This window comes from Actinorhabdospora filicis (genome assembly GCF_030269765.1).
Taxonomy (GTDB): domain Bacteria; phylum Actinomycetota; class Actinomycetes; order Mycobacteriales; family Micromonosporaceae; genus Actinorhabdospora; species Actinorhabdospora filicis.
Window position 1 is genome coordinate 93,122 of record NZ_BSTX01000007.1, and the last position, 21,465, is coordinate 114,586.

23 protein-coding genes are annotated in these 21,465 nt (G+C 71.3%); 12 read left to right on the forward strand and 11 right to left on the reverse strand.

The annotated features are described in order from the left end of the window. Positions 1-107 precede the first annotated feature (107 nt). On the reverse strand, positions 108-464 hold the full coding sequence (locus tag QSK10_RS32255; RefSeq protein ID WP_285667303.1) for a DUF6220 domain-containing protein: 357 nt from the start codon (positions 462-464) through the stop codon (positions 108-110). 117 nt (positions 465-581) lie between these two features. On the opposite strand from QSK10_RS32255, the gene sigJ reads away from it, so the two are divergent. From sigJ to QSK10_RS32270, 3 genes are all read left to right on the forward strand, one after another. Beyond that, positions 582-1,454 (forward strand): RNA polymerase sigma factor SigJ, encoded by an 873-nt coding sequence (gene sigJ, locus QSK10_RS32260; RefSeq protein WP_285667304.1) that lies wholly within the window; start codon positions 582-584, stop codon positions 1,452-1,454. A 5-nt stretch (positions 1,455-1,459) separates the two neighbouring features. Next, complete coding sequence (locus QSK10_RS32265) at positions 1,460-1,843, forward strand: GNAT family N-acetyltransferase (protein ID WP_285667306.1); 384 nt, start codon at positions 1,460-1,462, stop codon at positions 1,841-1,843. A 101-nt stretch (positions 1,844-1,944) separates the two neighbouring features. Continuing rightward, on the forward strand, positions 1,945-2,625 hold the full coding sequence (locus QSK10_RS32270) for a Crp/Fnr family transcriptional regulator (protein ID WP_285667308.1): 681 nt from the start codon (positions 1,945-1,947) through the stop codon (positions 2,623-2,625). Here the strand turns inward: QSK10_RS32270 and QSK10_RS32275 are convergent. Beyond that, the gene (locus tag QSK10_RS32275; protein WP_285667310.1) at positions 2,622-3,092 is read right to left on the reverse strand and encodes an aminoacyl-tRNA deacylase; all 471 of its coding nucleotides are present in this window, start codon (positions 3,090-3,092) and stop codon (positions 2,622-2,624) included. The two genes, QSK10_RS32270 and QSK10_RS32275, sit on opposite strands and share 4 nt — an antisense overlap. Positions 3,093-3,155: 63 nt before the next feature. Continuing rightward, positions 3,156-4,553, reverse strand: coding sequence for an MFS transporter (locus tag QSK10_RS32280; RefSeq protein ID WP_285667311.1), 1,398 nt, complete (start codon positions 4,551-4,553; stop codon positions 3,156-3,158). Positions 4,554-5,088: 535 nt separating this feature from the next. Here QSK10_RS32280 and QSK10_RS32285 point away from each other — a divergent pair. Further along, positions 5,089-5,427 carry a YciI family protein gene (locus QSK10_RS32285; protein WP_285667313.1) on the forward strand — a complete coding sequence of 113 codons (339 nt, stop codon included), beginning with the start codon at positions 5,089-5,091 and terminating at the stop codon, positions 5,425-5,427. After that, entirely contained in the window at positions 5,424-6,704 is a 1,281-nt protein-coding gene (locus QSK10_RS32290) for an RNA polymerase sigma factor (protein ID WP_285667314.1), read from the forward strand. Before QSK10_RS32285 ends, QSK10_RS32290 begins: the two co-directional genes overlap by 4 nt. On the opposite strand, the gene QSK10_RS32295 is transcribed toward QSK10_RS32290, so the two are convergent. The 5 genes from QSK10_RS32295 to QSK10_RS32315 all read right to left on the reverse strand — a co-directional run bounded on the left by QSK10_RS32295 (position 6,625) and on the right by QSK10_RS32315 (position 9,534). Beyond that, positions 6,625-6,960, reverse strand: coding sequence for a hypothetical protein (locus tag QSK10_RS32295; protein ID WP_285667315.1), 336 nt, complete (start codon positions 6,958-6,960; stop codon positions 6,625-6,627). The genes QSK10_RS32290 and QSK10_RS32295 overlap by 80 nt on opposite strands. Positions 6,961-7,100: 140 nt before the next feature. Next, positions 7,101-7,547 carry a membrane protein insertion efficiency factor YidD gene (yidD, locus tag QSK10_RS32300; RefSeq protein WP_285667316.1) on the reverse strand — a complete coding sequence of 149 codons (447 nt, stop codon included), beginning with the start codon at positions 7,545-7,547 and terminating at the stop codon, positions 7,101-7,103. Positions 7,548-7,579: 32 nt separating this feature from the next. Then, the gene (locus QSK10_RS32305; protein WP_285667317.1) at positions 7,580-8,494 is read right to left on the reverse strand and encodes a DMT family transporter; all 915 of its coding nucleotides are present in this window, start codon (positions 8,492-8,494) and stop codon (positions 7,580-7,582) included. A gap of 52 nt (positions 8,495-8,546) precedes the next feature. Next, positions 8,547-9,023, reverse strand: a complete 477-nt coding sequence (locus QSK10_RS32310) for an anthrone oxygenase family protein (protein WP_285667318.1) — start codon at positions 9,021-9,023, stop codon at positions 8,547-8,549. A gap of 82 nt (positions 9,024-9,105) precedes the next feature. Continuing rightward, entirely contained in the window at positions 9,106-9,534 is a 429-nt protein-coding gene (locus QSK10_RS32315) for an OsmC family peroxiredoxin (protein ID WP_285667319.1), read from the reverse strand. A 180-nt stretch (positions 9,535-9,714) separates the two neighbouring features. On the opposite strand from QSK10_RS32315, the gene QSK10_RS32320 reads away from it, so the two are divergent. Then, positions 9,715-10,074 carry a hypothetical protein gene (locus tag QSK10_RS32320; protein ID WP_285667320.1) on the forward strand — a complete coding sequence of 120 codons (360 nt, stop codon included), beginning with the start codon at positions 9,715-9,717 and terminating at the stop codon, positions 10,072-10,074. Between the two features lie 49 nt (positions 10,075-10,123). Here the strand turns inward: QSK10_RS32320 and mctP are convergent, their stop codons facing one another. From mctP to QSK10_RS32335, 3 genes are all read right to left on the reverse strand, one after another. Beyond that, positions 10,124-11,764: a monocarboxylate uptake permease MctP gene (gene mctP, locus QSK10_RS32325; RefSeq protein WP_285667321.1), complete on the reverse strand. Its 1,641-nt coding sequence runs from the start codon at positions 11,762-11,764 to the stop codon at positions 10,124-10,126. After that, entirely contained in the window at positions 11,761-12,015 is a 255-nt protein-coding gene (locus tag QSK10_RS32330) for a DUF3311 domain-containing protein (protein WP_285667322.1), read from the reverse strand. The genes mctP and QSK10_RS32330 overlap by 4 nt, the downstream gene beginning before the upstream one ends. A gap of 140 nt (positions 12,016-12,155) precedes the next feature. Continuing rightward, complete coding sequence (locus tag QSK10_RS32335; protein WP_285667323.1) at positions 12,156-13,118, reverse strand: cation diffusion facilitator family transporter; 963 nt, start codon at positions 13,116-13,118, stop codon at positions 12,156-12,158. A 148-nt stretch (positions 13,119-13,266) separates the two neighbouring features. Between QSK10_RS32335 and QSK10_RS32340 the strand changes: the two genes are divergently transcribed. The 6 genes from QSK10_RS32340 to efeO all read left to right on the forward strand — a co-directional run bounded on the left by QSK10_RS32340 (position 13,267) and on the right by efeO (position 21,456). Beyond that, the gene (locus QSK10_RS32340; RefSeq protein ID WP_285667324.1) at positions 13,267-15,885 is read left to right on the forward strand and encodes a valine--tRNA ligase; all 2,619 of its coding nucleotides are present in this window, start codon (positions 13,267-13,269) and stop codon (positions 15,883-15,885) included. 57 nt (positions 15,886-15,942) lie between these two features. Beyond that, positions 15,943-16,446: a hypothetical protein gene (locus QSK10_RS32345; RefSeq protein ID WP_285667325.1), complete on the forward strand. Its 504-nt coding sequence runs from the start codon at positions 15,943-15,945 to the stop codon at positions 16,444-16,446. After that, a complete protein-coding gene (locus QSK10_RS32350) occupies positions 16,443-17,717 on the forward strand; it encodes a hypothetical protein (protein ID WP_285667326.1) in 1,275 nt (424 codons plus the stop codon). The genes QSK10_RS32345 and QSK10_RS32350 overlap by 4 nt, the downstream gene beginning before the upstream one ends. Next, positions 17,704-19,233 (forward strand): CHAT domain-containing protein, encoded by a 1,530-nt coding sequence (locus QSK10_RS32355; RefSeq protein ID WP_285667327.1) that lies wholly within the window; start codon positions 17,704-17,706, stop codon positions 19,231-19,233. Before QSK10_RS32350 ends, QSK10_RS32355 begins: the two co-directional genes overlap by 14 nt. Positions 19,234-19,456: 223 nt before the next feature. Then, entirely contained in the window at positions 19,457-20,317 is an 861-nt protein-coding gene (efeU, locus tag QSK10_RS32360) for an iron uptake transporter permease EfeU (RefSeq protein ID WP_285667328.1), read from the forward strand. Continuing rightward, positions 20,314-21,456: an iron uptake system protein EfeO gene (gene efeO, locus QSK10_RS32365; RefSeq protein ID WP_285667329.1), complete on the forward strand. Its 1,143-nt coding sequence runs from the start codon at positions 20,314-20,316 to the stop codon at positions 21,454-21,456. Before efeU ends, efeO begins: the two co-directional genes overlap by 4 nt. Positions 21,457-21,465: the final 9 nt, after the last annotated feature.

Below are 21,465 nucleotides of genomic sequence, written 5' to 3' on the forward strand. Positions count from 1 at the left end.
CGCGCGGCGGTGGTGGCCTTCTCCGTCCCCGACGGCACGGCGAGGAGTCCACTATGGAGTACGGCAACCGCGTCAAGGCGCCCCTTCCGGCCGGGACGCGCTGAGGCTCAGGACCGCAGCCGGTTCGCGATGCGCCACACCGTCAGCAGGATGCCCACCGCCGCCAGCGCGTGCAGGCCGAAGACCAGGCCGCGCGCGGTCCCGTCGAAGTTGCGCGACACCGCCGCCACGATCACCTCGACGGTGACCAGCCCGGCGACCACGGCCGGGCCGATGACGAGCGGCGCGCCCAGGCGTCCGACTGCCGCCACGATCAGCATCAGCACCGGCAGGCTGAAGATCACGTACCCGAGGGTGTGGTGCGGGCGGTAGGAGGCGCCGTAGGCTCCGGCGGCGGCGAAGTAGAACTGGGCGCCCACGGCCACCCCGAGCAGGACGGTCAGGCCGGTGTACAGCTTGCGCATGGTGGTTCCCTTTCTGCGGTGTCACCGGTACGACGACGCCGCCGTGGCGGATGTGAGGCGGTGAGGCGCGGCTCACAGCCGGGCGCGTGGTTTCGTCGTCGGGATCAGGAGGTGCCCATGGAAGACCCCGAACTCGGCGCGGTGATGGCCGAGCGGCGCAAGCTCATCAACCTCGGCTACCGGCTCCTCGGCTCGCTGTCGGAGGCCGAGGACGTCGTGCAGGAGACCTACGCCCGCTGGTACGCCATGTCCGGTGAGCAGCGCGCCGGCATCGCCTCGCCCGGCGCGTGGCTGACCACCGTCGCCGGGCGCATCTGCCTGGACCTGCTCGGCTCGGCGCGCGCCCGCCGCGAACGCTACGTCGGCTCCTGGGTGCCCGAACCGCTGCCCGGCGACGGCGAGTCCGACCCCGCCGACCGGGTGACGCTCGACGAGTCGGTCGACATGGCCTTCCTGGTCGTCCTGGAGTCCATGACGCCCGCCGAGCGCGTCGCCTTCATCCTCCACGACGTCTTCTGCCACCCCTTCGCCGAGATCGCCGAGGTCATCGGGCGCAGCCCCGCCGCGTGCCGCCAGCTCGCCGCCTCCGCACGCCGCCGCGTCCGGGACGCCCGCCCGGCGGCGACGCCGTTCGCCGGGCGCGCGTCCGTCGTCCGCGACTTCAAGAAGGCCTGGGAGGCCAAGGACATCGCCGCCCTCGTCGGCCTCCTCGACCCCGGCGCGGTCGCCGTCGCCGACGGCGGCGGACTCGTCAACTCGGTCATGGACCCGGTGGAGGGCGCCGCGAAGGTCGCCCGCTACGCCGTCGGCATCCTCGACCTCATCCCCACCATGCGATTCCACGAGCGCACGGTCAACGGCCGGCCCGGCCTCGTCGCCGAACACGACGGCGAGCCCTTCACCGTCATCGCCTTCGACATCGACGGCGACCGCATCCGGCGGATGTGGGCGGTCCGCAACCCCGAGAAGCTGCGAGCCTGGGCACTATGACGGCCATGCGGATCGACACCTTCACCACCGCCCACCTGACCGGCGTGATGGCCCTGTGCGCGGCCGAGAACTGGCCCAGCTGGTCGGATCCCGAGACGGTGACCCGGGCGCTGACCGCGCCCGGCGTCATCGCCCTCGTCGCCCTCGACGGCGAGACCGTGGCCGGCTTCGCCCACGCCCTCACCGACGGCGTCACCACCGCCTACCTCGCCACCCTCGTCACCGCAGCCGACCGGCGCGGCCAAGGTATCGGGAAGCGGCTGGTCGCGGCCGTTTTCGACCGATGTGGACTGTCGCGAATGGACCTGCTCGCCGAGGACGACTCGGTGGGGTTCTACGCGTCGCTGACGCATCGGGTGAAACCGGGGTTCCGGATCTACCCGGACTGACCACGGTGCCCGAAAGGACCCTCGCTCTCCGTGTCCGCCCCGTGCGATCGTTGAGGCGACCCGCCGCGTCGACGGTGGGCCGACCGGTTGACGGAGGGGACATGGGCGACTGGCCGACGGGGACCTTTTTGCACCGCCTGCCGCGACCCGACCGGGTCGCGCTGGAGTCTCTGGGGGTGTCGAGACGGGCGGTGCCGGGGACGGTCTTGCTGCGCGCGGGGGAGCCGGGAGCGCACGCCTTACTGCTCCAGCGGGCCCTGGTGAAGATCGCCGCGCCGGGACCGGGCGGGCGCGACGTGCTGCTGGCCATCCGGGCGCCGGGGGACCTGGTGGGCGACGTCGCCGTCCTGAACGACCGCCCGCGCGGGGCCAGCGTGGTCGCCTGCGGTGAGGTCTACTTCCGGCTGATCACCCAGACGGACCTGCGGACCTACCTGCGGCGCTACCCGGCGGCGGCGCTGGAGCTGGCCGGGCTGGTCTCCGACCGGCTGCGGTGGGCCAACGAGCGGCGGGCGGACGCGCCGGGCCTCCCGGCGGAGACGCGGCTGGCGCGGGCGCTGGCCGAGCTGGGCTCGTCCTACGGGGAGTCGTGCCCGCGGGGCGTGGAGATCGGCCTGGACATCACCCAGCCCGAGCTGGCCGCGCTCATCGGGGTGTCGGAGAAGACGGTCTACCGGGCGCTGATCCGCCTGCGGGAGGACGGGCTGATCGACACCGGCTTCCGGCGGATCTTCGTCACCGACCACGACGGCCTCCTCCACGCCGGTCACCTCACCCCCTAGACCAGCTCCACCACCGTCGCGCCGTACCCCTTCGCCAGGTCGTCGATCGGGACGAAGGCGCTGTAGCCGTGGGCTCCGGCGCCCATGGCGGTGGTGCGGCCGGTGAGGGAGGCGTCGATGTAGAGGGGCCAGTCGCCGCGGGCGCCGATGGGGGTGATGGTGCCGCGTTCGTAGCCGGTGGCGGTGAGGGCTTCGGCGGCGTCGGGGAGGGAGAGGCGGTTGACGCCGACGGCGGCGCGGAGTCTGGGCCAGGCGATGGTCTTGTCGCCGGGGATGACGGCGAAGAGGTAGCTGCCCTCGCCGCGTTTGACGACGATGGTCTTGGCGATGTCGGCGGGGGTGACGCCGAGGATGGCGGCGGCCTCGGGGAGGGAGCTGGCGGCGGGCCGTTCGCGGACGGTGACGGTGAGGCCGTGGGCGGTGGCGTCGGCGAGCATGGCGTGGACGGCGGCGGGCAGGTCGCTCATGGCGGTCTCCTCGTGGTGGCGGGACCCGGGCGGGTGCGCCCGGGTCCCGTTCTCGATCTTGCTCTAGACGGTGGTCTTCGTCTTGCGGAAGGTCGCCAGGGTCAGCACGGCTCCGGCGGCGGCGATGATCGCGGCGGCGATGAAGGCCACCGAGAAACCGTCGGTGAGGGCCTCCTTGTTCCCCAGTTCCCCGGCGCCGTAGGCGGCGGAGACGGCGGTGACCACGGCGAGGCCGAGGGCGGAGCCGATCTGGTAGCCGGTGTTGACGATGCCGGAGGCGAGGCCGCCCTCTTCGGGGCGGGCGGCGGAGATCGCGGTGGACAGGGAGGGGATGAAGGCCAGGGCCATGCCGAGGGCCGACAGCAGTGAGGCGGGCAGGACGTCGGCGGCGTAGGTGCCGTCGGGGCGGATGAAGGACAGCCACACCAGTCCGCCGGCCAGCAGGATCATGCCGCTGACGATCATCGTCTTCGGCCCGAAGACGGCCAGGAGCTTCGGCGCGATGGCGATCATGCCGACCATGATGAGCCCGGTCATCGGCAGCAGGGCCGCGCCGGAGGGGAAGGCGGTGTAGCCGAGGACCTGCTGGAGGTACAGGTTCAGGAAGAACCACATCGGGACCCACGCCCCGCCGAGCAGGACCTGCGCGAGGTTGGCCGAGCCGAGATTGCGGGCCCGGAAGATCGCCAGGGGCATCAGCGGGCTCTTCTTCTTCGCCTGGATGAGGACGAAGAGGGCCAGCAGGACCGCCGCGCCCAGCAGCAGTCCCCAGGTCGCGAGGTGGCCCCAGCCGACCTCGGGGGCGCGGACCACGGCGAACACGGCGGCGCCGAGGCCGAGGGTGGCGGTGAGGGCGCCGAGGACGTCGATGGAGCCGCCGGAGGCGAGCTTGCCGCCGGGCAGCCACAGCGGCAGCAGGATCAGCACCAGCAGCGCCAGGGGGATGTTGATGTAGAAGACCCACGGCCAGGACGCGTACTCGGTGATCAGGCCGCCGAGGAAGACGCCGGCGGTGCCACCGGCGGGCGCGGCCGCGCCGTAGAAGGCGAAGGCCTTGGTGAGCTCCTTCGGGTCGTGCCCGAACAGCATCATCAGCAGCGTCAGCGCCGAGGGGGCGATGAGGGCCGCGCCGACGCCCTGGACGCCGCGCCCGATGAGCTCGGTGGCGACGTTCCCGGCGAACCCGGCGACGAAGGAGCCGGCGGCGAGGACGGCCCAGCCGAGGCCGAAGACCCGGCGCGCGCCGAACAGGTCCGACAGCCGCCCGCCGAGCAGGAGGAGGCCGCCGAAGACGACGACGTAGGCATTGAAGACCCAGGACAGGTTCTCCTGGGTGAAGCCGAGGACCTCGCGCATCTCGGGCAGGGCCACGCCGATGATGCTGGTGTCCATGATGACGGCGAACTGCGCGAGCGCGATGAGCGAGAGGGCCCACCAGCGCCGGGGGGCGGGTTGAGACATGGTTTACTCCTTACCGGTAGGGGGTATCCAGTGGATGGAGTGCCCCCTGGGGTGGGCTTCCCGGAGGGGAGGCCGTGGCGGGCGGCCACGAGTGGAATTTATACCCTAGGGGGGTATCAAGATGGCAAGGGGATGTGGCGGGGGACACAGGGCGGGGAGGAGAGTGAGGAGAAGGCCGGGAGAGGAGACGGGCGGAGACGCGGGCTGGCGGCGGGACGGGGTGAGGGCGAGAATCGGGTGGGCGGCGTGGTGGAGGGCCAGGTCGTGAAGGGTGTTCCCCACGGGCGTGGGGATGAGCGCGTGAGAAAAGCGCGGCCGGGATGAAACCCGGCCACAGCCGAGTACGGCCGTCACCACCCACCCACCCAACCGGCCGGGTCCCGGGGTCCAGGGGACGGAGTCCCTTGGAAGCCCGACCACCGCCGGGAAAAAAACTTCCACCGCACTGTCGATTCCCGTAGACCCTCTTCGTGTAGCCGGTGAACCACTCCGACCCGCTCACCGACCCGCTCACCGACCCACCCAGGGAGTCACCGTGAAGTACCTCCTCGCCATGTACCACCCCGAGGGCCCCACCCCCGAGCCCGAGGCGCTCGACGTGATCATGCGTCGGCTGGGCGAGCTCGAAGACGAGATCCGCGCCCAGGACGGCTGGATCTTCGGTTCGGGCCTGCATCCCGCGTCCAGCGCGACCGTTCTGCGCGCTCGTGACGGCGGGGTCGTCATGACCGACGGGCCCTACATCGAGGGCAAGGAGCACCTGGGCGGTTTCAGCATCGTCGAGGCGCCGGACCTGGACGTGGCGCTGGACTGGGCGCGCCGCCAGGCCGAGATCACCGGCCTGCCCATCGAGGTCAGGCCCTTCTTCGGATGACCTCCACTCCCGCGAGCGGCGCCGAGGCCGTCGCCGAGGTCTTCCGGGCCGAGCACGGGCGCGCGGTGTCGGTGCTCGCCGGGCGGTTCGGGGACCTCGACCTGGCCGAGGAGGCCGTGCAGGACGCCTTCGCCGAGGCGGTGCGGCGGTGGCCCCGTGAGGGGCCGCCGCCCAGTCCGGCGGGCTGGATCATCACCACGGCGAGGAACCGGGCGCTGGACCGGCTGCGGCGGGAGGCCAAACGCGACGGGAAGCACCGGCAGGCGGTCCTGCTCGCCGACGACTCGCCCCATGAGGAGGACGGTCCCGTGGACGACGACCGGCTGCGCCTGGTCTTCACCTGCTGCCATCCCGCGCTGGCGCCCGAGGCGCGGGTGGCGCTGACGCTGCGGATGCTCGGCGGGCTGGCCACGCCGGAGATCGCGCGGCTGTTCCTGGTCGCCGAGACGACGATGGCGCAGCGGCTCGTCCGCGCCAAGGCGAAGATCCGGGACGCGGGCATCCCGTACCGGATGCCGCGGGACGCCGATCTGCCCGACCGGCTCGCGGGCGTCCTCGCGGTGGTCTACCTGATCTTCACCGAGGGCCACACCGCCTCCGAAGGCGGTGAGCTGGTGCGGCCGGAGCTGTGCGCCGAGGCGCTGCGGCTGGGGCGGCTCCTGCGGGAGCTCATGCCGGACGAGCCGGAGGTCGCCGGGCTGCTCGCGCTGATGCTGCTCACCGACGCCCGCCGCGCCGCGCGCGTGGCCGCCGACGGGACGCCCGTGCCGCTGCCCGAGCAGGACCGGGGCCGCTGGGACGCCGCCGCGATCGCCGAGGGGCACGCCCTGGTCCGGGGCTGCCTGCGCCGGGACCGGCCCGGTCCCTACCAGCTCCAGGCGGCGATCAACGCCGTCCACACCGACGGCCCGGCCACCGACTGGCGGCAGATCGTGCTCCTCTACGACCATCTGCTGGCGATCGGCCCGAGTCCGGTGGTGGCGCTGCACCGGGCGGTGGCGGTGGCCGAGACGCACGGGCCGCGCGCCGGGCTCGACCTCGTGGACGCGCTGCCCCTCGACGGGCACCACACGTTCCACGTGGTCCGCGCGAACCTCCTCGCCCGGCTCGGGGACGCCGAGGGCGCGGCCGAGGCCTACGGCCGCGCGATCGCGCTCACCCGTAACGCCGCCGAGCGGCGCTTCCTGGCGGGCCGGCTCAGTTCTCTCGCCAGTACGAGTCCCACGGCACCCGGCACGGCGTCGAGTGCTCCGGATCCGGGCACACCACCCGGGTGATCGCCTCGGTCAGCGCGGCCACGTCCACCGGCCCCGACTCCAGGCCCACCCGCAGCTCGAAGGCCGCGCGGGTGCCCGGGTCGGTGCCGGGATGGGTGATCCGCCACTGCTCGGCCAGGTCGTCGTGGCGGCCACCGCCGTCCACGATGGACAGCGAGGCGCCCAGGGCGCGCGCTTCGAGGAGATCGGCGGCGGCCGTCCCGATGCGGGTCACGTCCTTGGCCGTGCCGTAGAGGCCGATGATGATCTCGTACACGAAAGCTCCTAGTCGTCGGCGAGCCGCGGGCGCGGACCGTGCCGCCGTCGGCCCGCCATCGTGAAATACCCGCGCGGGACGCCCGCCACACCGCCACCGATCACCGTGAGAGGTCCCCGTTCGGTGATCATGGCGCAAGATTAGTGCGCCGTCGCCTCCCCCGGTACCCGGAGCGGATCGGCGGTGCCTCGCCGGACCGTCCCGTTGCAGCGCAGGATCCGCCCGGCCGCCAGGCGCGAACCGCGCCACAGCCCGTATGTGCGCACCGCCGCCATCCCGTACCGGCTGCACGACGGGGTGAACCGGCACCGGTAGGGCAGCCGTGGCGAGAGGAACCGCTGGTAGAAGCGGATCGCCCACACGCCCAGGAGGCGCGGCGACCACGGGCGCAGCGGGCGGGCGGTGGCGGGGAGGACGTCCAGCGCCATCGCCCGCATCACCCGGTGGACCGCGCCTTCATCCTGCTGCGGTTCCTCATGCGGGGGACGCTTTCGCTTCGACGACGACGAGCCGCCGCACCCGGCGGTGGAGCAGTCGCCGCTGCAATCATCGGGCAGGTAGGCGCAATCCGGCAGGTCGCAGTCCATTTCAAGACGATAGGTCGCCCACGCTCGCCAGGTCAGGTCCCGGCGGGCACCTTCGCGGGCACCTTCGGCCTGGACCGCGCGACCGCCACGCCCGCCAGGCACACCACGCCGCCCACGAGGGTCAGCCACGCCGGGACCTCGCCCAGCAGCAGCCACGACATCAGCACCACCAGCGCCGGGGCGGCGTAGGTCGTGGCGCCCAGCTTCCCGGCCGTGGTCCGCCGCAGCGCGTAGCTGAAGGTGATGAACGCCAGGGCCGTCGGGAACACGCCCAGGTAGGCCACGCTCAGCGTCGCGCCCAGCGGCGCGGTCTGGACGTCGTCGATCAGGTTCGGCGTGAACGGCAGGGTCGCCACCGTCCCCACCACGCAGCTCCACGTGGTCACCTGCACCGCCGAGGCGTGCTTGAGAGCGGGCTTCTGCGAGACCACCCCGATGGCATAGGCCACCGCCGCCAGCAGGCACAGCACGACCCCCAGCACCGACGACGACCCGCCCGAAGACATCGACACGCCCACGATGATCGCGCCCGCGAACGACACGGCCATGCCCGCCATGAGCCGCGACGGGAAGCCCTCCTTCAGCAGCCAGCCGCCCAGCAGCGCGATCAGGATCGGGCCGATGTTCACCACCATCGCCGCGGTGCCCGCGTCCACCTCGCGCTCGCCCCAGTTCAGCATCACCATGTACCCGCCGAACCACAGGAGGCCGGAGATGACGATCCCCGGCCACGCCTGCTTCGGCGGCCATTTCGAGCGCGTCACCAGCGCGATCACCAGCAGCACCACCGAGCCGGCCAGCAGCCGGCCGAGCGCCATCGCGCCGGGGGAGAAGTGCTCGCCGGCGCTGCGGATCGCCACGAAGGCCGAGGCCCAGCACAGGACGGTGAAGGAGATGGCCAGGACGGCCCGGCGATCCAGGCCGGTGGCCGGGGGATTGCTGCTCATGACGGGAAACCTATGGCCGTGACCTTTCGGCGAATACCGAATATGGCCTGGGTCACACCGCCAGTGCGCAGAAGACCAGGATCGTCGCGGCGATGCCGGCCAGCGTGCGCACGGTGTGCAGGCGGTTCCACGGCTTCTCGAACACCCCGCGCATCTCGGCCAGCGCGGCCTCGTCGGCGGTGTACGGGTCGAAGGCGTCCAGGCGGTTGTTCAGCGGGACGTTCCCGCCCGCGGTGACGAAGAACAGGCCGACGACGTACAGCGCGGCGGCGGCCACCAGCAGCCAGAAACCGTCGGTCCCGGCGGCCATGATCGCGGCGACGACGACGAGGATCGCCGAGCCCACGAAGGTCAGCAGGAAGACCGGGTTGAGGATCTTGCGGTTGATGGAGTGCATCGCCTTGAGGTAGTCGGCGTCCGACAACGCGTGCAGCCCCGGGTTCACCGCGACGGAGAACCCGAAGAAGACCCCGGAGATGAGGGCGCCGGTGACGCCGGCGGCGATGGTGACGATGTCGGCGGCGTTCATGCCAGCTGCTCCAAAAGGGATCGACGGCCCGGGAGAAGTCCCCGGGCCGTCGAAGGTACTACCGGGCCGTACCCGGACGCGACTACTTGAGGGTCGCGGTGATCGTGATCGGCGTGGCGGCCAGCGCCTTGCTCACCGGGCAGCCCTCCTTGGCGGCCTGCGCGGCGGCCTGGAAGTCCTCCTCGGAGATGCCGGGGATCTCGGCGACCACGCTCAGCGCGATGCCGGTGATGCCCGTACCCGGCACGAAGGTCACCTCGGCGGTGGTCTCCAGAGCGGTGGGCGGCGTGCCGGCCTTGGTGAGCCCGGCGGAGAAGGCCATCGAGAAGCAGGACGAGTGCGCGGCCGCGATGAGCTCCTCGGGCGAGGTCAGGCCATTGGCCTCGGTGGCGCGCGAAGCCCACGTGACATCGGTGGAGGCCAGGTTCGAGCTGTCGAAGTGGACGACGCCCGAGCCTTCGAGGAGGGTGCCCGTCCAGTTGGTGTGCGCGGTGCGGACCGTTCCGGCCATGCGAGAACTCCTTAGCAAAGGTGTGTGTCGCCTTCGACCTTAGGCGGTCCCCGATGAGCCGGAGCCGGATACACCACCGAGGACGACGATTCTCACTTCCCCTGAAGCGGACCCACCGGCCGCCGTCGTCTCCCGTCATGCGGGGGTCTCGCCCGGCGGGCCGTGATGCATGATCCACGCATGAGCGACGCGGACGACTGGTACGTGCTGGTGGAACGGACACAGAGCGAGGAGCGGGTCCTCATGCCCCCGATCCATGTGCCGGAGGGGCGTGCGGCGGCGATCGAGATCGCCCGGGAGTTCTGCCGCACCAAGGGCGTCCGCGCCCGAGAGGACGGCAAGAACAGCGGCCGCCAGATCTACCGGACCGGTGAGACGAGCTGGCTGGTCGCGGTCCAGACGCCCTATGTCTCCCTGGATGGGAAGACGATCTTCCACTCGGACAATCACCTGCGCGTCGAGGTGGCCCGGCTGGAGGCCGTCGTGGAGGAGGACCCGATGGAGATCCCGAAGAAGAAGGGCCTCTTCGGCCGGGGCTGACGGCGAAGGGGCGGGCCTTCGGGCCCGCCCCTCATCGTTGCCGCGCCCGTCAGGTGGAGCTCACGGTCTCCACGACGGTCTTCTCGTCCTCCTCGGGCTTCTTCTCGTCACCCTCGTCGGCGAAGTAGTCGTCCGGCCGAGTCGCATCCACCCCATCAGCGACCTTCCCGACCCGAAGCACCAGCGTCACCAGAGCAGCAACCCCAAGGTTCACCACCACCGCCACCAGTCCGACATAGATCGTCATCTTGGTGTCCAGCCCCCACTTCTCCAGCGGGAAGGCCGATCCGGCGAAGTGCTGCTTCCCCGTCACCGGGTTGCCGATCAGCCACAGCATCCACATCCCCAGCCCCATCCCCGCGATCCACCCGGCCACCAGGCCGCCCTTGTGGAACCAGCGGGTGTACAGCCCCAGGCCCACCGAGGGCAGGGTCTGGAGGATGATCACGCCGCCGATGAGCTGGAGGTCGATGGAGAACTGCGGGTCCAGCAGCAGGATGCACAGGACGGCGCCGAACTTGACGACCAGGGACACGATCTTGCTGACCGAGGCCTCCTGCTTCGGGCTGGCGTCCTTGCGGATGTACTCCTTGTAGATGTTGCGGGTGAACAGGTTCGCCGCGGCGATGGACATGATGGCGGCGGGCACGAGGGCGCCGATGCCGATCGCGGCGAAGGCCACGCCGGTGAACCAGTCGGGGAACATCGAGTCGAACAGCTGCGGGACGATGGTGTTCTTGTCGGTCCCGATCGGCTTGGTCCCGGCGGCCAGGGCCATGAGGCCGAGCAGGGCGATGAGGCCGAGCAGCAGCGAGTAGGCCGGGAGCGCCGACATGTTCCGCTTGATGACGCCCCGGTTCTTCGAGGCCAGCAGGCCGGTCACCGAGTGCGGGTAGAGGAACAGCGCCAGCGCCGAGCCGAAGGCCAGGGTGACGTACTGGAGCTGGTTGTTGGCGTTGAGCAGGAGGCCGTCGGCGGGGCTCTTGGTCCCCTCGAAGACGACCTGCGCCTTGTCGAAGATGGCGCCCCAGCCGCCGATCTGGGAGGGGATGATCAGGATCGCCGCGAAGATCACCACGTAGATGAGGGTGTCCTTGACGAAGGCGATCAGCGCCGGGGCGCGCAGGCCGGACTGGTAGGTGTAGGCGGCCAGGATCGCGAAGGCGATGATGATCGGCAGGTTCAGGGTGACGCCGCCGAGCTTGAGGTCCCAGGTCACGCCCATCGATTTCAGCACCGATTCGATGCCGACGAGCTGGAGGGCGATGTAGGGCATGGTCGCCACGATGCCGGTGATGGCGACCAGCAGGGCCAGGATCGGGGAGCCGAACCGGGCGCGCACGAAGTCGGCCGGGGTCACGAATCCGTGCCGGTGGCTGACCGACCACAGCCGGATCAGGACCAGGAACAGCATCGGGTACACCACGATCGTGTAAGGCACCGCGTAGAAACCGAGCGCGCCGGCGCCGAACACCAGTGCGGGAACCGCGACGAAGGTGTAGGCGGTGTAGAGATCGCCGCCGATCAGGAACCAGGTGATCCAGCCGCCGAAGTTGCGGCCGCCCAGTCCCCATTCGTCGAGGTGTTCCATGGTTCCGGGGCGGCGCCAGCGAGAGGCGACGAATCCGATGGCCGAGACGCCGACGAACAAGAGGGCGAAGACGATCAGTTCGGTCCACTGGGTCTTCATGATTCGCCGCCCTTCTTCTTCGTCATGAGGTAGACGACGCTGGTGGCGGCGACGCCGACGCCGATGAAGGCCAGCTGGAGCCAATAGAACAGCGGGAATCCGAAGAGGCGCGGCTCATCGCTGTTGTAGATGAACGGCAGGAGGGGAAGGGCCACCGGAATGATGAGAAGCCAGTTCCACCCGCTGCGGTCCGATCGCCCGGATGTGGTGGGACCGGCAGTAGGGGGAGGAGTCCGTTCGGGGGCGGTCAACGCCGGTTCTCCAATCAGGAGGGAACGCTGAATGAGCGGCTGTGATCGGCATCACGGCCGGAATCGTGCGCGAGCCTAGCAGAATCCACGCGCGATTTCGCCGGTCGACTTTTCACCCCGGAATCGATAGGGTCGCCCGCTCAATCGGCGGGCTTGGCCGGGCCGGGTGTCGGGTCGAGGAACAGATAGGCGATCGACGGGTAAAGCGCCCGCAAACGGCGTTCGGCGGCATCGGCGGCGGTCTCGATGTCCCCGGCGCTGACGGCGTCCACGAAATCGACTTTGGCCGCCACCAGCACGTCGGAAGGTCCAATGTGGAGGGCCACCAGTTCGCGGACCTGCACCACCTCGGGCAGTTCTTCCAGGTCATTGATGATCAGTTCGCGCAGCTTCTGCGGCACCGACTGACCGATCAGCAGCGAGACGTTCGACCACGCCAGGATCCCGGCCACGGCCAGCAGCAGGACGCCGATGAGGACCGAGGCGAGCCCGTCCCAGAACGGCGAGCGGGTGATCTCGCTCAGGCCCAGCCCGGCGGCGGCGATGACGAGCCCGGCCAGCGCGGCGGTGTCCTCCAGGACGACGGCCTTCAGCGTGGTGTCGGGGGTGTACTTGAGCAGCTTCGCCGAGGACGTCCCCCAGCGCCTCGCCTCGCCCCTGGTCTGCCGCAGGCCCCGGACCAGCGAGACGCTCTCCAGGATGAAGGAGATCGCCAGCACGATGTAGGAGACGAGGTAGTCGCCGGGTTCCTCGGTCGCGCCCATCTCCTGGATGCCGTGCCCGATGGAGAAGCCGCCACCGGCGACGAACGTGAAGGCCGCGGCCAGGAACGCCCACAGGTAGGCCTCGCGCCCGTACCCGAGGGGGTGGCGGCGGTCGGCGGGTTTGGCCGAGCGGCGCAGCGCGACGAAGAGGAAGACCTCGGTGGTGGTGTCGGCCACGGAGTGCATGGCCTCCGACAGCATCGCCGAGGAGCCGGAGAGGAACCCGGCGACGCCTTTGGCGGCGGCGATGGCGAGGTTCATGGCGCCGGCCAGGACGACGGTGCCGACCGACTCCGACTCCGTCCCCTCCGCCGGGGAAGGGGCTGCGGCCTCGCTCATGACGGTTCCTCCCGACGTGGGTCTCCGCCTGAGGATAGGGGTGGAAGCGGGCCGATTCGCCCAGATCGCGGCGGGCGCGCGGCGCGTCCGGCGCGGTGGTCCCAAACCGGGCCACGGCGGCCACCCCGCCTTTCGTAGACTCATCGGCGTGACGAGCGCAGACGCATCCCAGGCACGCCCCGAACTGCCGGCCCAGTACACCCCCGCCGACGTCGAGTCGGCGCGCTACGCGAAGTGGGTATCGGACGGCCGGTTCCGCGCGGTGGCCGATTCCGGGCGCGAGCCCTACGCGATCGTCATCCCGCCGCCGAACGTGACGGGCAACCTGCACCTCGGGCACGCCTTCGAGCACACCATCATCGACGCCCTGGTGCGCCGCAAGCGCATGCAGGGCTTCGAGGCGCTGTGGCAGCCGGGCATGGACCACGCCGGCATCGCCACCCAGAACGTGGTGGAGCGCAAGCTGGCCGCCGAGGGCGTGTCGCGGCACGACCTGGGCCGCGAGGCGTTCATCGAGCGCGTGTGGCAGTGGAAGGAGGAGTCCGGCGGGCTCATCCTGGACCAGATGAAGCGCATGGGCGACTCGGTGGACTGGGAGCGCGAGCGCTTCACCATGGACGAGGGCCTGTCCCGCGCGGTGCGCACCATCTTCAAGCGCCTCTTCGACGACGGCCTCATCTACCGCGCCGAGCGCATCATCAACTGGTGCCCGCGCTGCCTGACCGCGATCAGCGACATCGAGGTCGAGCACTCCGACGACGAGGGCGAGCTGGTCTCCATCCGCTACGGCGAGGGGGAGAACTCCATCGTCGTGGCCACCACGCGCGCCGAGACGATGCTGGGCGACACCGCGGTGGCCGTCCACCCCGACGACGAGCGCTACAAGCACCTCATCGGCACCGAGGTGGAGCTGCCGCTGACCGGCCGCCGCATCCCGATCGTGGCCGACGCGCACGTCGACCCGTCTTTCGGCACCGGCGCGGTGAAGGTGACCCCCGCCCACGACCCGAACGACTTCGAGATCGGCCGCCGCCACGACCTGCCGTCCATCACCGTCATGGACGAGCGCGCGGTCATCACCGCGCACGGCCCGTTCCAGGGCCTGGACCGCTTCGAGGCGCGCCCGGCGATCGTGGCCGCGCTGCGCGAGCAGGGCCGGATCGTGGCCGAGAAGCGCCCGTACGTGCACGCCGTGGGCCACTGCTCGCGCTGCAAGACCACCGTCGAGCCGCGCCTGTCGAAGCAGTGGTTCGTGAAGGTGGAGCCCCTCGCCAAGGCCGCCGGTGACGCCGTCCGCGACGGCCGGGTGGCCATCCACCCGCCGGAGATGGAGAAGCGCTACTTCGGGTGGGTGGACAACCTGCACGACTGGTGCATCTCCCGGCAGCTGTGGTGGGGCCACCGCATCCCGATCTGGCACGGCCCGAACGGCGAGCAGGTGTGCCTGGCCGAGGGCGAGGAGCCGCCGGCCGGTTACACGCAGGACCCCGACGTCCTGGACACCTGGTTCTCCTCGGCGCTGTGGCCCTTCTCCACGATGGGCTGGCCCGACGAGACGCCCGACCTGGCCGCGTTCTACCCGAACTCGGTGCTGGTGACCGGCTACGACATCCTCTTCTTCTGGGTCGCCCGGATGATGATGTTCGGCCTGTACGCGTTCAAGGACGCCGCCCCCGAGGCCGCGGTGCCGTTCAAGGAGATCGTGCTGCACGGCATGGTCCGCGACCAGTTCGGCAAGAAGATGTCGAAGTCCTTCGGCAACACCGTCGACCCGCTGGACTGGGTGGACGCCTACGGCGCCGACTCGCTGCGGTTCACCCTCGCGCTGGGCGCCAACCCGGGCGTGGACGTGCCGATCGGCGAGGACTGGGTGCAGGCCTCGCGCAACTTCTGCAACAAGCTGTGGAACGCCACCCGCTTCGCGCTGATGTCGGGGGCGACCACCACGGGCCCGCTGCCCGCGGAGCTGTCCACGGTGGACCGCTGGATCCTCTCGCGCCTCCAGGAGACGGTGGCCGCCGTCGACGAGTACTACACCGGCTACGAGTTCGCCAAGATCTCCGACACCCTGCGGCACTTCGCCTGGGACGACGTCTGCGACTGGTACCTGGAGCTCATCAAGCCGGTGCTCTTCGAGGGCGGCGAGGCCGCCGACCGCACCCGCCGCGTGCTGGGCGAGGTCCTGGACACGCTGCTGCGGCTGCTGCACCCGCTGACGCCGTTCGTCACCGAGGAGCTGTGGACGGCGCTGACCGGCGGCGAGACGGTGATGACGGCCTGCTGGCCGCGGTTCCGTCCCGAGCTGCGCGACCCGTCCGCCGAGGCCCGCGTGGACGCCATCCAGCGCGTGGTCGGCGAGATCCGCCGCTTCCGCGCCGACCAGGGCCTCAAGCCCTCGCAGCGCGTCGCGGCCCGCCTCGGCGGCCTGGACGCCGCCGGCATCGCCGGGGACGAGGCGCTCATCCGCTCGCTGGCCCGCCTCGACGCCCCCGGCGCCGAGTTCACGGTGACGGCCTCGCTGGCGGCCACCACCGAGGTCGGCGTCGACTTCGACACCCGCGGCGCCATCGACGTGGCCGCCGAGCGGGCCCGGCTGGCCAAGGACCGCGCGGTCAACGAGAAGGAACTCGACCAGTGCCGCAAGAAGCTGGGCAACGAGGCCTTCCTGGCCAAGGCGCCCGACGCGGTGGTCGCCAAGATCCGCGAGCGCGAGGCGGCCGCGCTGGCCAACCTGGAGCGGATCGACCGCGCGCTGGCCGCGCTGTAGGAGGATGGATCGGGCCCGGCCGCCCCGGCCGGGCCGGGTGAGATCGGGGGAGAAGACATGGGCCGGACCTGCTCTTTAACGCGTGACCGCGTCCTGCGCGCGATGCGCTGGACACACGTGGCCGTGGGAGCCCTGACGCTGCTCGCGGCCGCCGGAGCGGTCCTGGCCTTCGGGCTGGAGAGTCTCCCGCTCGCCCTGGCCGCGCTCGTCCTCGCCCTCGCGGCGGCGTGGACGGGCATGGCGGCGTCCCGCTTCGGCGGCGAGCTGAGGCGGGCCAGGTTCTTCGAGCCCGAGAGCCGCCTCGGCGAGGCGAAGGCGGGCGCGGAGACGTGGCTGCCGGCGCTGACCGGCGCCGTCGCGCCGGGCACGGGCATGGTGGTCCTCTACCTGGTCATCCGGCGGGTCGGCGTCCGGATCTCGCACGGGACGAACGGGCGCCGGATCAACTGGGTCCTCCAGTTCGGCTCGGTGGAGCCGGAGCCCGGCGACGGCGCGGAGCAGCGGGTGGAACCTCCCGAACCGGCCGCGCCGGAGTCCCCTGTGGACGGTGGCCGGACGTGAGGCGCGGCTGGCGGGTCCGGACCGACGTCATCGCCACCGAGGAGATCCGCGGTGACTCCCCGCTGGCGGCGGTGGCCGTGCTCGCCACGCCCTACCGCCTGCACGCCCTCATCGGCGTCATCATCGCCGCCTCCTGCGGGGCCGGGTTCCTCACCTGGGCCGCGCCGGGCCTGGCGCCATGGCGGACGGTGGCGCTCCTGCCGTTCGCCGCGGCCGTCGGCGTCCTCGCCTACCGGTGGACCGTCCGGCTCACCGAGCGGTACGGCGACCGGCGGCACCCGCACGAGTCGGAGCCCGACGGGCGGCTGTGGCGTCCGCACCTGCGGCTGATCCTGCCCGTCGCCGCCGTGCTCGGTGGCGCGATCCTGGTGATCGCCGCCGCGCAGACGGCCATCCTGTGGCCCTACGGACGCCTGGGGCCCAGCTGCTCGTGGGTGACCGTCGTGGCGGTGTTCACCCCGGTCTTCACCCTCTGGCGGGCCCGCGAGATCCGCTCCCGCGCGCAGCACGTCCTCATCACCGGCAGCGATGACAAGGGCGAGTTCGACGTCCACACCCGCACTACCGACAGCGACCAGAACCGCATCGACTACCTCGCCGACCGGGCCCGCGCCCGCGAGCTGGTCCGGGGCCGCGAGGACGGCGAGCTGCGCGCGGCCCTCTGCGGCGAGGAGGGACGCGAGCTGGCCGCGCGCCTGGCGGCGGCCGCGAACCTCACCCTGATGTCGGCCATCGGCAACCGCTTCGTCGAGACGCGCCCGCTGGAGATGTCCCTGGACGTCTACGCCGCCCGCGCCGTCGCCGACCCGCGCCTGGCCGCCCGTGACGCCGCCGAGCGGTCGGTGGTCCTGGACACCGCCGCCGGGTACTCCCGGGACGTGGTCCCGGTCGCCGAGTTCCACCGCCTGCACCCCGGGACCGGCTTGCGGCTGAGCGACTCCCTCGTCGTCCGTTACCCCGCCTACGGCGAGGAACCCGGCCCGGCGGTGCCCTCGGGGACGCAGACGATCCTGCTGGACCTCGCCCCGCGCTTCGCGCAGGCGTGGGCCGGGTTCGTGCCCGCGCGGCGGCAGGTGGAGACCGCGATCCGCTGCGTCCGGGTCGATTCCGGCTCGGTGACCTGTCCCTTCGCCGACGCCCTCGGCCTGGCCCTGGCCGGGCGGATGGAGGAGGCCGTCCTCATCGAGGGCGTGGAGCAGTGGGAGCGCTCCTACTTGTACTCACTGAAGATGGTCCGCGAGAGCCTCGGGGGAGCCCGTGAGACGCCGTGAGGACTTCCGGCTCACGCTGGAGCACACCATGACCAAGGTGGAGACGGCGCTGGCCGGGCACGGCCTGCTCCAGCTGTACGACGCGTGGAACCTGCTGCTGTCGGCGTTGTGGAGCCCGGCGTGGCTGGAGACGGCCGCGGCGACCAAGGAGTGGGTGATGCGCCGCCTGGACGCCGCGCAGGGCGAGACGATGGCGCGGGCGAGAGCGGCGGGCGTCCCCGGGCTCTACTCCGCCGCGCTGGCCGCGTCCGGGGTCACCTGGCACCACCTGCGGGTCATCGACTCCTTCGTCGCCGACGTGCCCGATCCCGAGTACCACCTGGGCCGGTTCATGGACGCCATGGGCGGCCAGATCCGCGCCTCGGCGGCCGATTTCCGCGCCGCGCCGCCGCAGGACCTCTCCGCCGACCACTTCTTCGAGGCGATCGCCTACTTCGGGCGGCGCGATCTCGAACCGCCGGTGCTGGTGACCCGCTCGGGCGCGGCCCTGGGCGGTGACCCGGTCGCGGCCGCCGAACGCGATCTCGCCGACTGCCTCACGCCGGGCGTGGACGCGGTGGTCGTGCTGTCCTCGGGTTCCACCGGCGGCCTGGCCGTGGTCGTCGCGCGAGACGGCGTCGGTGAGATCACCGTGCCCTCCTTCACCCCGGAGTGGCTGCGGCGGGCCGCCGGCCGGCTGGAGTCGGGCGATCTGGCCGGGCTGCTGGACACCCTGTGGCACGAGCTGGCCGCGAAGGTCCTGGCGCTCGTGCCGGGGGACTGCCCGCGCGTGGCGTGGTGCCTCACCGGGCCGTGGCGGCGGTTGCCGGTGACCGGCGCGGTCGCCGCCGACGGTTCGGGTTCGCTGCTGCGGTCCTCGGTGTCCACCGTGATCCCCGACCCGTGGGCGTTGTCGCGGGTGGCGGGCGAGCGGCTGGTGGAGCGCCCGGCGGTGCTGGCGGTGGTCGCCCCGAACACGCGGCTGCGGCCGGGGCTGGACGATCTCGGCGACATGCGCGCCGAGCTGGCCGACGGGCGGCGGGTCCTGCGGGTGGCCGGGAGCGAGTTCACCCTGCTCGGCGGGGACGTCGCCGCCGCCGACCTGATCGGGCGCTGCCACGGGCACGATGTGATCGAGCTGCACTGCCACGGCGACGTCCTGGACGGGCACGCCGTGCCCTCGCTGCTGCTGCGGGACTCCGCGATCGGCTGGGAGGACCTGGCGATGGAGCGCTTCACGCGTCCCCGGGTCGCGCTGCTGACCGCCTGCCGTGTCGGGCGGACCCCGGACGCCTACAGCGCCGACGGGCACAGCGTCGCCCACGCGCTGTTCGAGCGGGGCGTCCCGCTGGTCGCGGCGTCCCTGTGGGACATGGACGCCGCCGCCGGGGAGATCTTCACCGGGGCGTTCCACCGGCGGCTGGCCGCCGACCGGGGGCCGGTGCCGCTGACGATCGTCCGGGAGTCGCTCATGGAGCTCGAACACCGGGCGCGGGATCCGCGTTTCTGGGCGGGCGTGACCCTCATCGGCGGGTGAGGCACCGGACGGTTTCCTCACCGTTCCCGGTGATCAACCGGGGTCCGGGGTGTCCATCGTCACCGCAGCGCGATCCGTGCATCACCATCCGGTAACGATGCGGGACGCTGTCACCCCCCGGCTTGACAACCGGCCACCGCCCGTCACTAATGTGGCCAGGCAAGGCTTACCTTCCCATGGGTAGCCTCGCCTCACCCATCCGTGACGTTCATCGGAGACGGCCATGCCGAACCTCGGCATCTATCTCATCGGCCTGCGCGAGGGCCTGGAGGCGACCCTCGTCGTATCCATTCTCGTGGCGTTCGTGGTCAAGGCCGGACGGCGGGACCGGCTCCCGCTGATCTGGGCCGGTGTCGGCGCCGCGGTGGCCCTGTCGGTCCTGTTCGGCGGGCTGCTCACCTACACCGAGACCACCCTCCTGAAGGACCCCGCCGACCGGGAGCTGTTCGAGGCGATCACGTCGGTCCTGGCGGTCGTCTTCGTGACCTGGATGATCTTCTGGATGCGGAAGGTCTCCCGCAAGCTCAAGGGCGAACTGACCGCCAAGCTCGCCGAGGCCATCACCGTCGGCGGCTTCGCCGTCCTGCTCATGGCCTTCCTGTCGGTGGTCCGCGAGGGCATCGAGACCAGCCTCATCTTCTACGCCGCCGCCGCCAACGAGAGCGGCCTCGGGCCGCTGTGGGCGCTCACCGGCGGCCTGGTCACCTCGATCGTCATCGGGGTCCTGCTCTACCTGGGCGCCGTCCGGGTCAACCTCGGCAAGTTCTTCACCTGGACCGGCGCGATCCTGGTCTTCGTGGCCGGCGGGATCTTCAAGTACGGCGTCCACGACTTCCAGGAGGCCGGTGTCCTCCCCGGCCTGCACACCCACGCCTTCGACATCACCTCGTGGTTCAAGCCCACCGAGTGGTACGCCGAGCTGGTGCGCGGGCTGCTGAACTTCACCCCCCAGCCCACCGTCCTGGAGACGATCGCGTGGGCCGCCTACATCGTGCCCGTACTGCTGTTCTTCCTCTGGCCGGCCGAGAAGACCGCGCCCAAACCCGTCGCATCGGACGCGACGCCCGCAAAGGAGACCGTGTGAACACCCCCCGGACCCGGATGATCGCCGCCGGAGCCTTCGCGGCCACCGCCGTGCTCGGCCTGGCCGCCTGCGGCGACAAGGCCGACGACAAGGGCGGCGCGTCCAACGAGATCGCGGTCACCGCCACCGACAGCGAGTGCAAGCTCGACAAGACCCAGCTGTCGACCGGGAACTACACCTTCGTGGTGGAGAACAAGGGCGCGCAGGTCACCGAGTTCTACATCTACGGCGAGAACGACGTCATCGTCGGCGAGGTCGAGAACGTCGCCCCCGGCCTGACCCGCAAGCTGTCGGTTCCCCTGAAGTCCGGCACCTTCCAGGGCACCTGCAAGCCCGGCATGGTCGGCGACGGCATCCGCACCCCCATCACCGTCACCGGTGACGACGCCGTGGCCGCCGACGACGCCGAGCTCTCGGCCGCCGTGGCCACCTACAAGACCTACGTCGCCACCCAGGCCGACGAGCTGGTCAAGCTCACCGAGCAGTTCACCACCGCCGTCAAGAAGGGCGACCTGGACGAGGCCAAGCGCCTCTACCCGCTCGCCCGCGAGCCGTGGGAGCGCATCGAGCCCGTCGCCGAGATCTTCGGCGACCTCGACCCGCTCATCGACGGCCGCGAGGCCGACCTCGCCCAGGGCCAGGAGTTCACCGGCTTCCACAAGCTGGAGAAGGACCTCTGGATCGGCAAGGACATCAAGGACTCCGGCCCCATCGCCGACCGGCTCATCGCCGACGTGAAGACCATCGCCGAGAAGGCCAAGGGCGCCGAGCTGTCGGCCGCCCAGGTCGGCAACGGCGCCAAGGAGCTCCTCGACGAGGTCGCCGCCACCAAGATGACCGGCGAAGAGGACGTCTTCTCCCACACCGACCTGTGGGACATCAACGCCAACGTCTCCGGCGCGCAGCAGGCCATCGAGGCCCTCCGGCCCGTCCTGGCCAAGCGCGACGCGGCCTTCCTGGGCACCCTCGACACCGCCTTCAAGACGGTCAACGACACCCTCGCCAAGTACAAGTCCGGGGACGGCTGGAAGCTCCACAACGAGCTCACCCAGACCGAGCTGAAGGAACTGTCGGACGTGGTCAACGCGCTCGCCGAGCCGCTCAGCCACGTGGGCGCCAAGGTCCTCCCCACCCAGTAACGCCCCTAC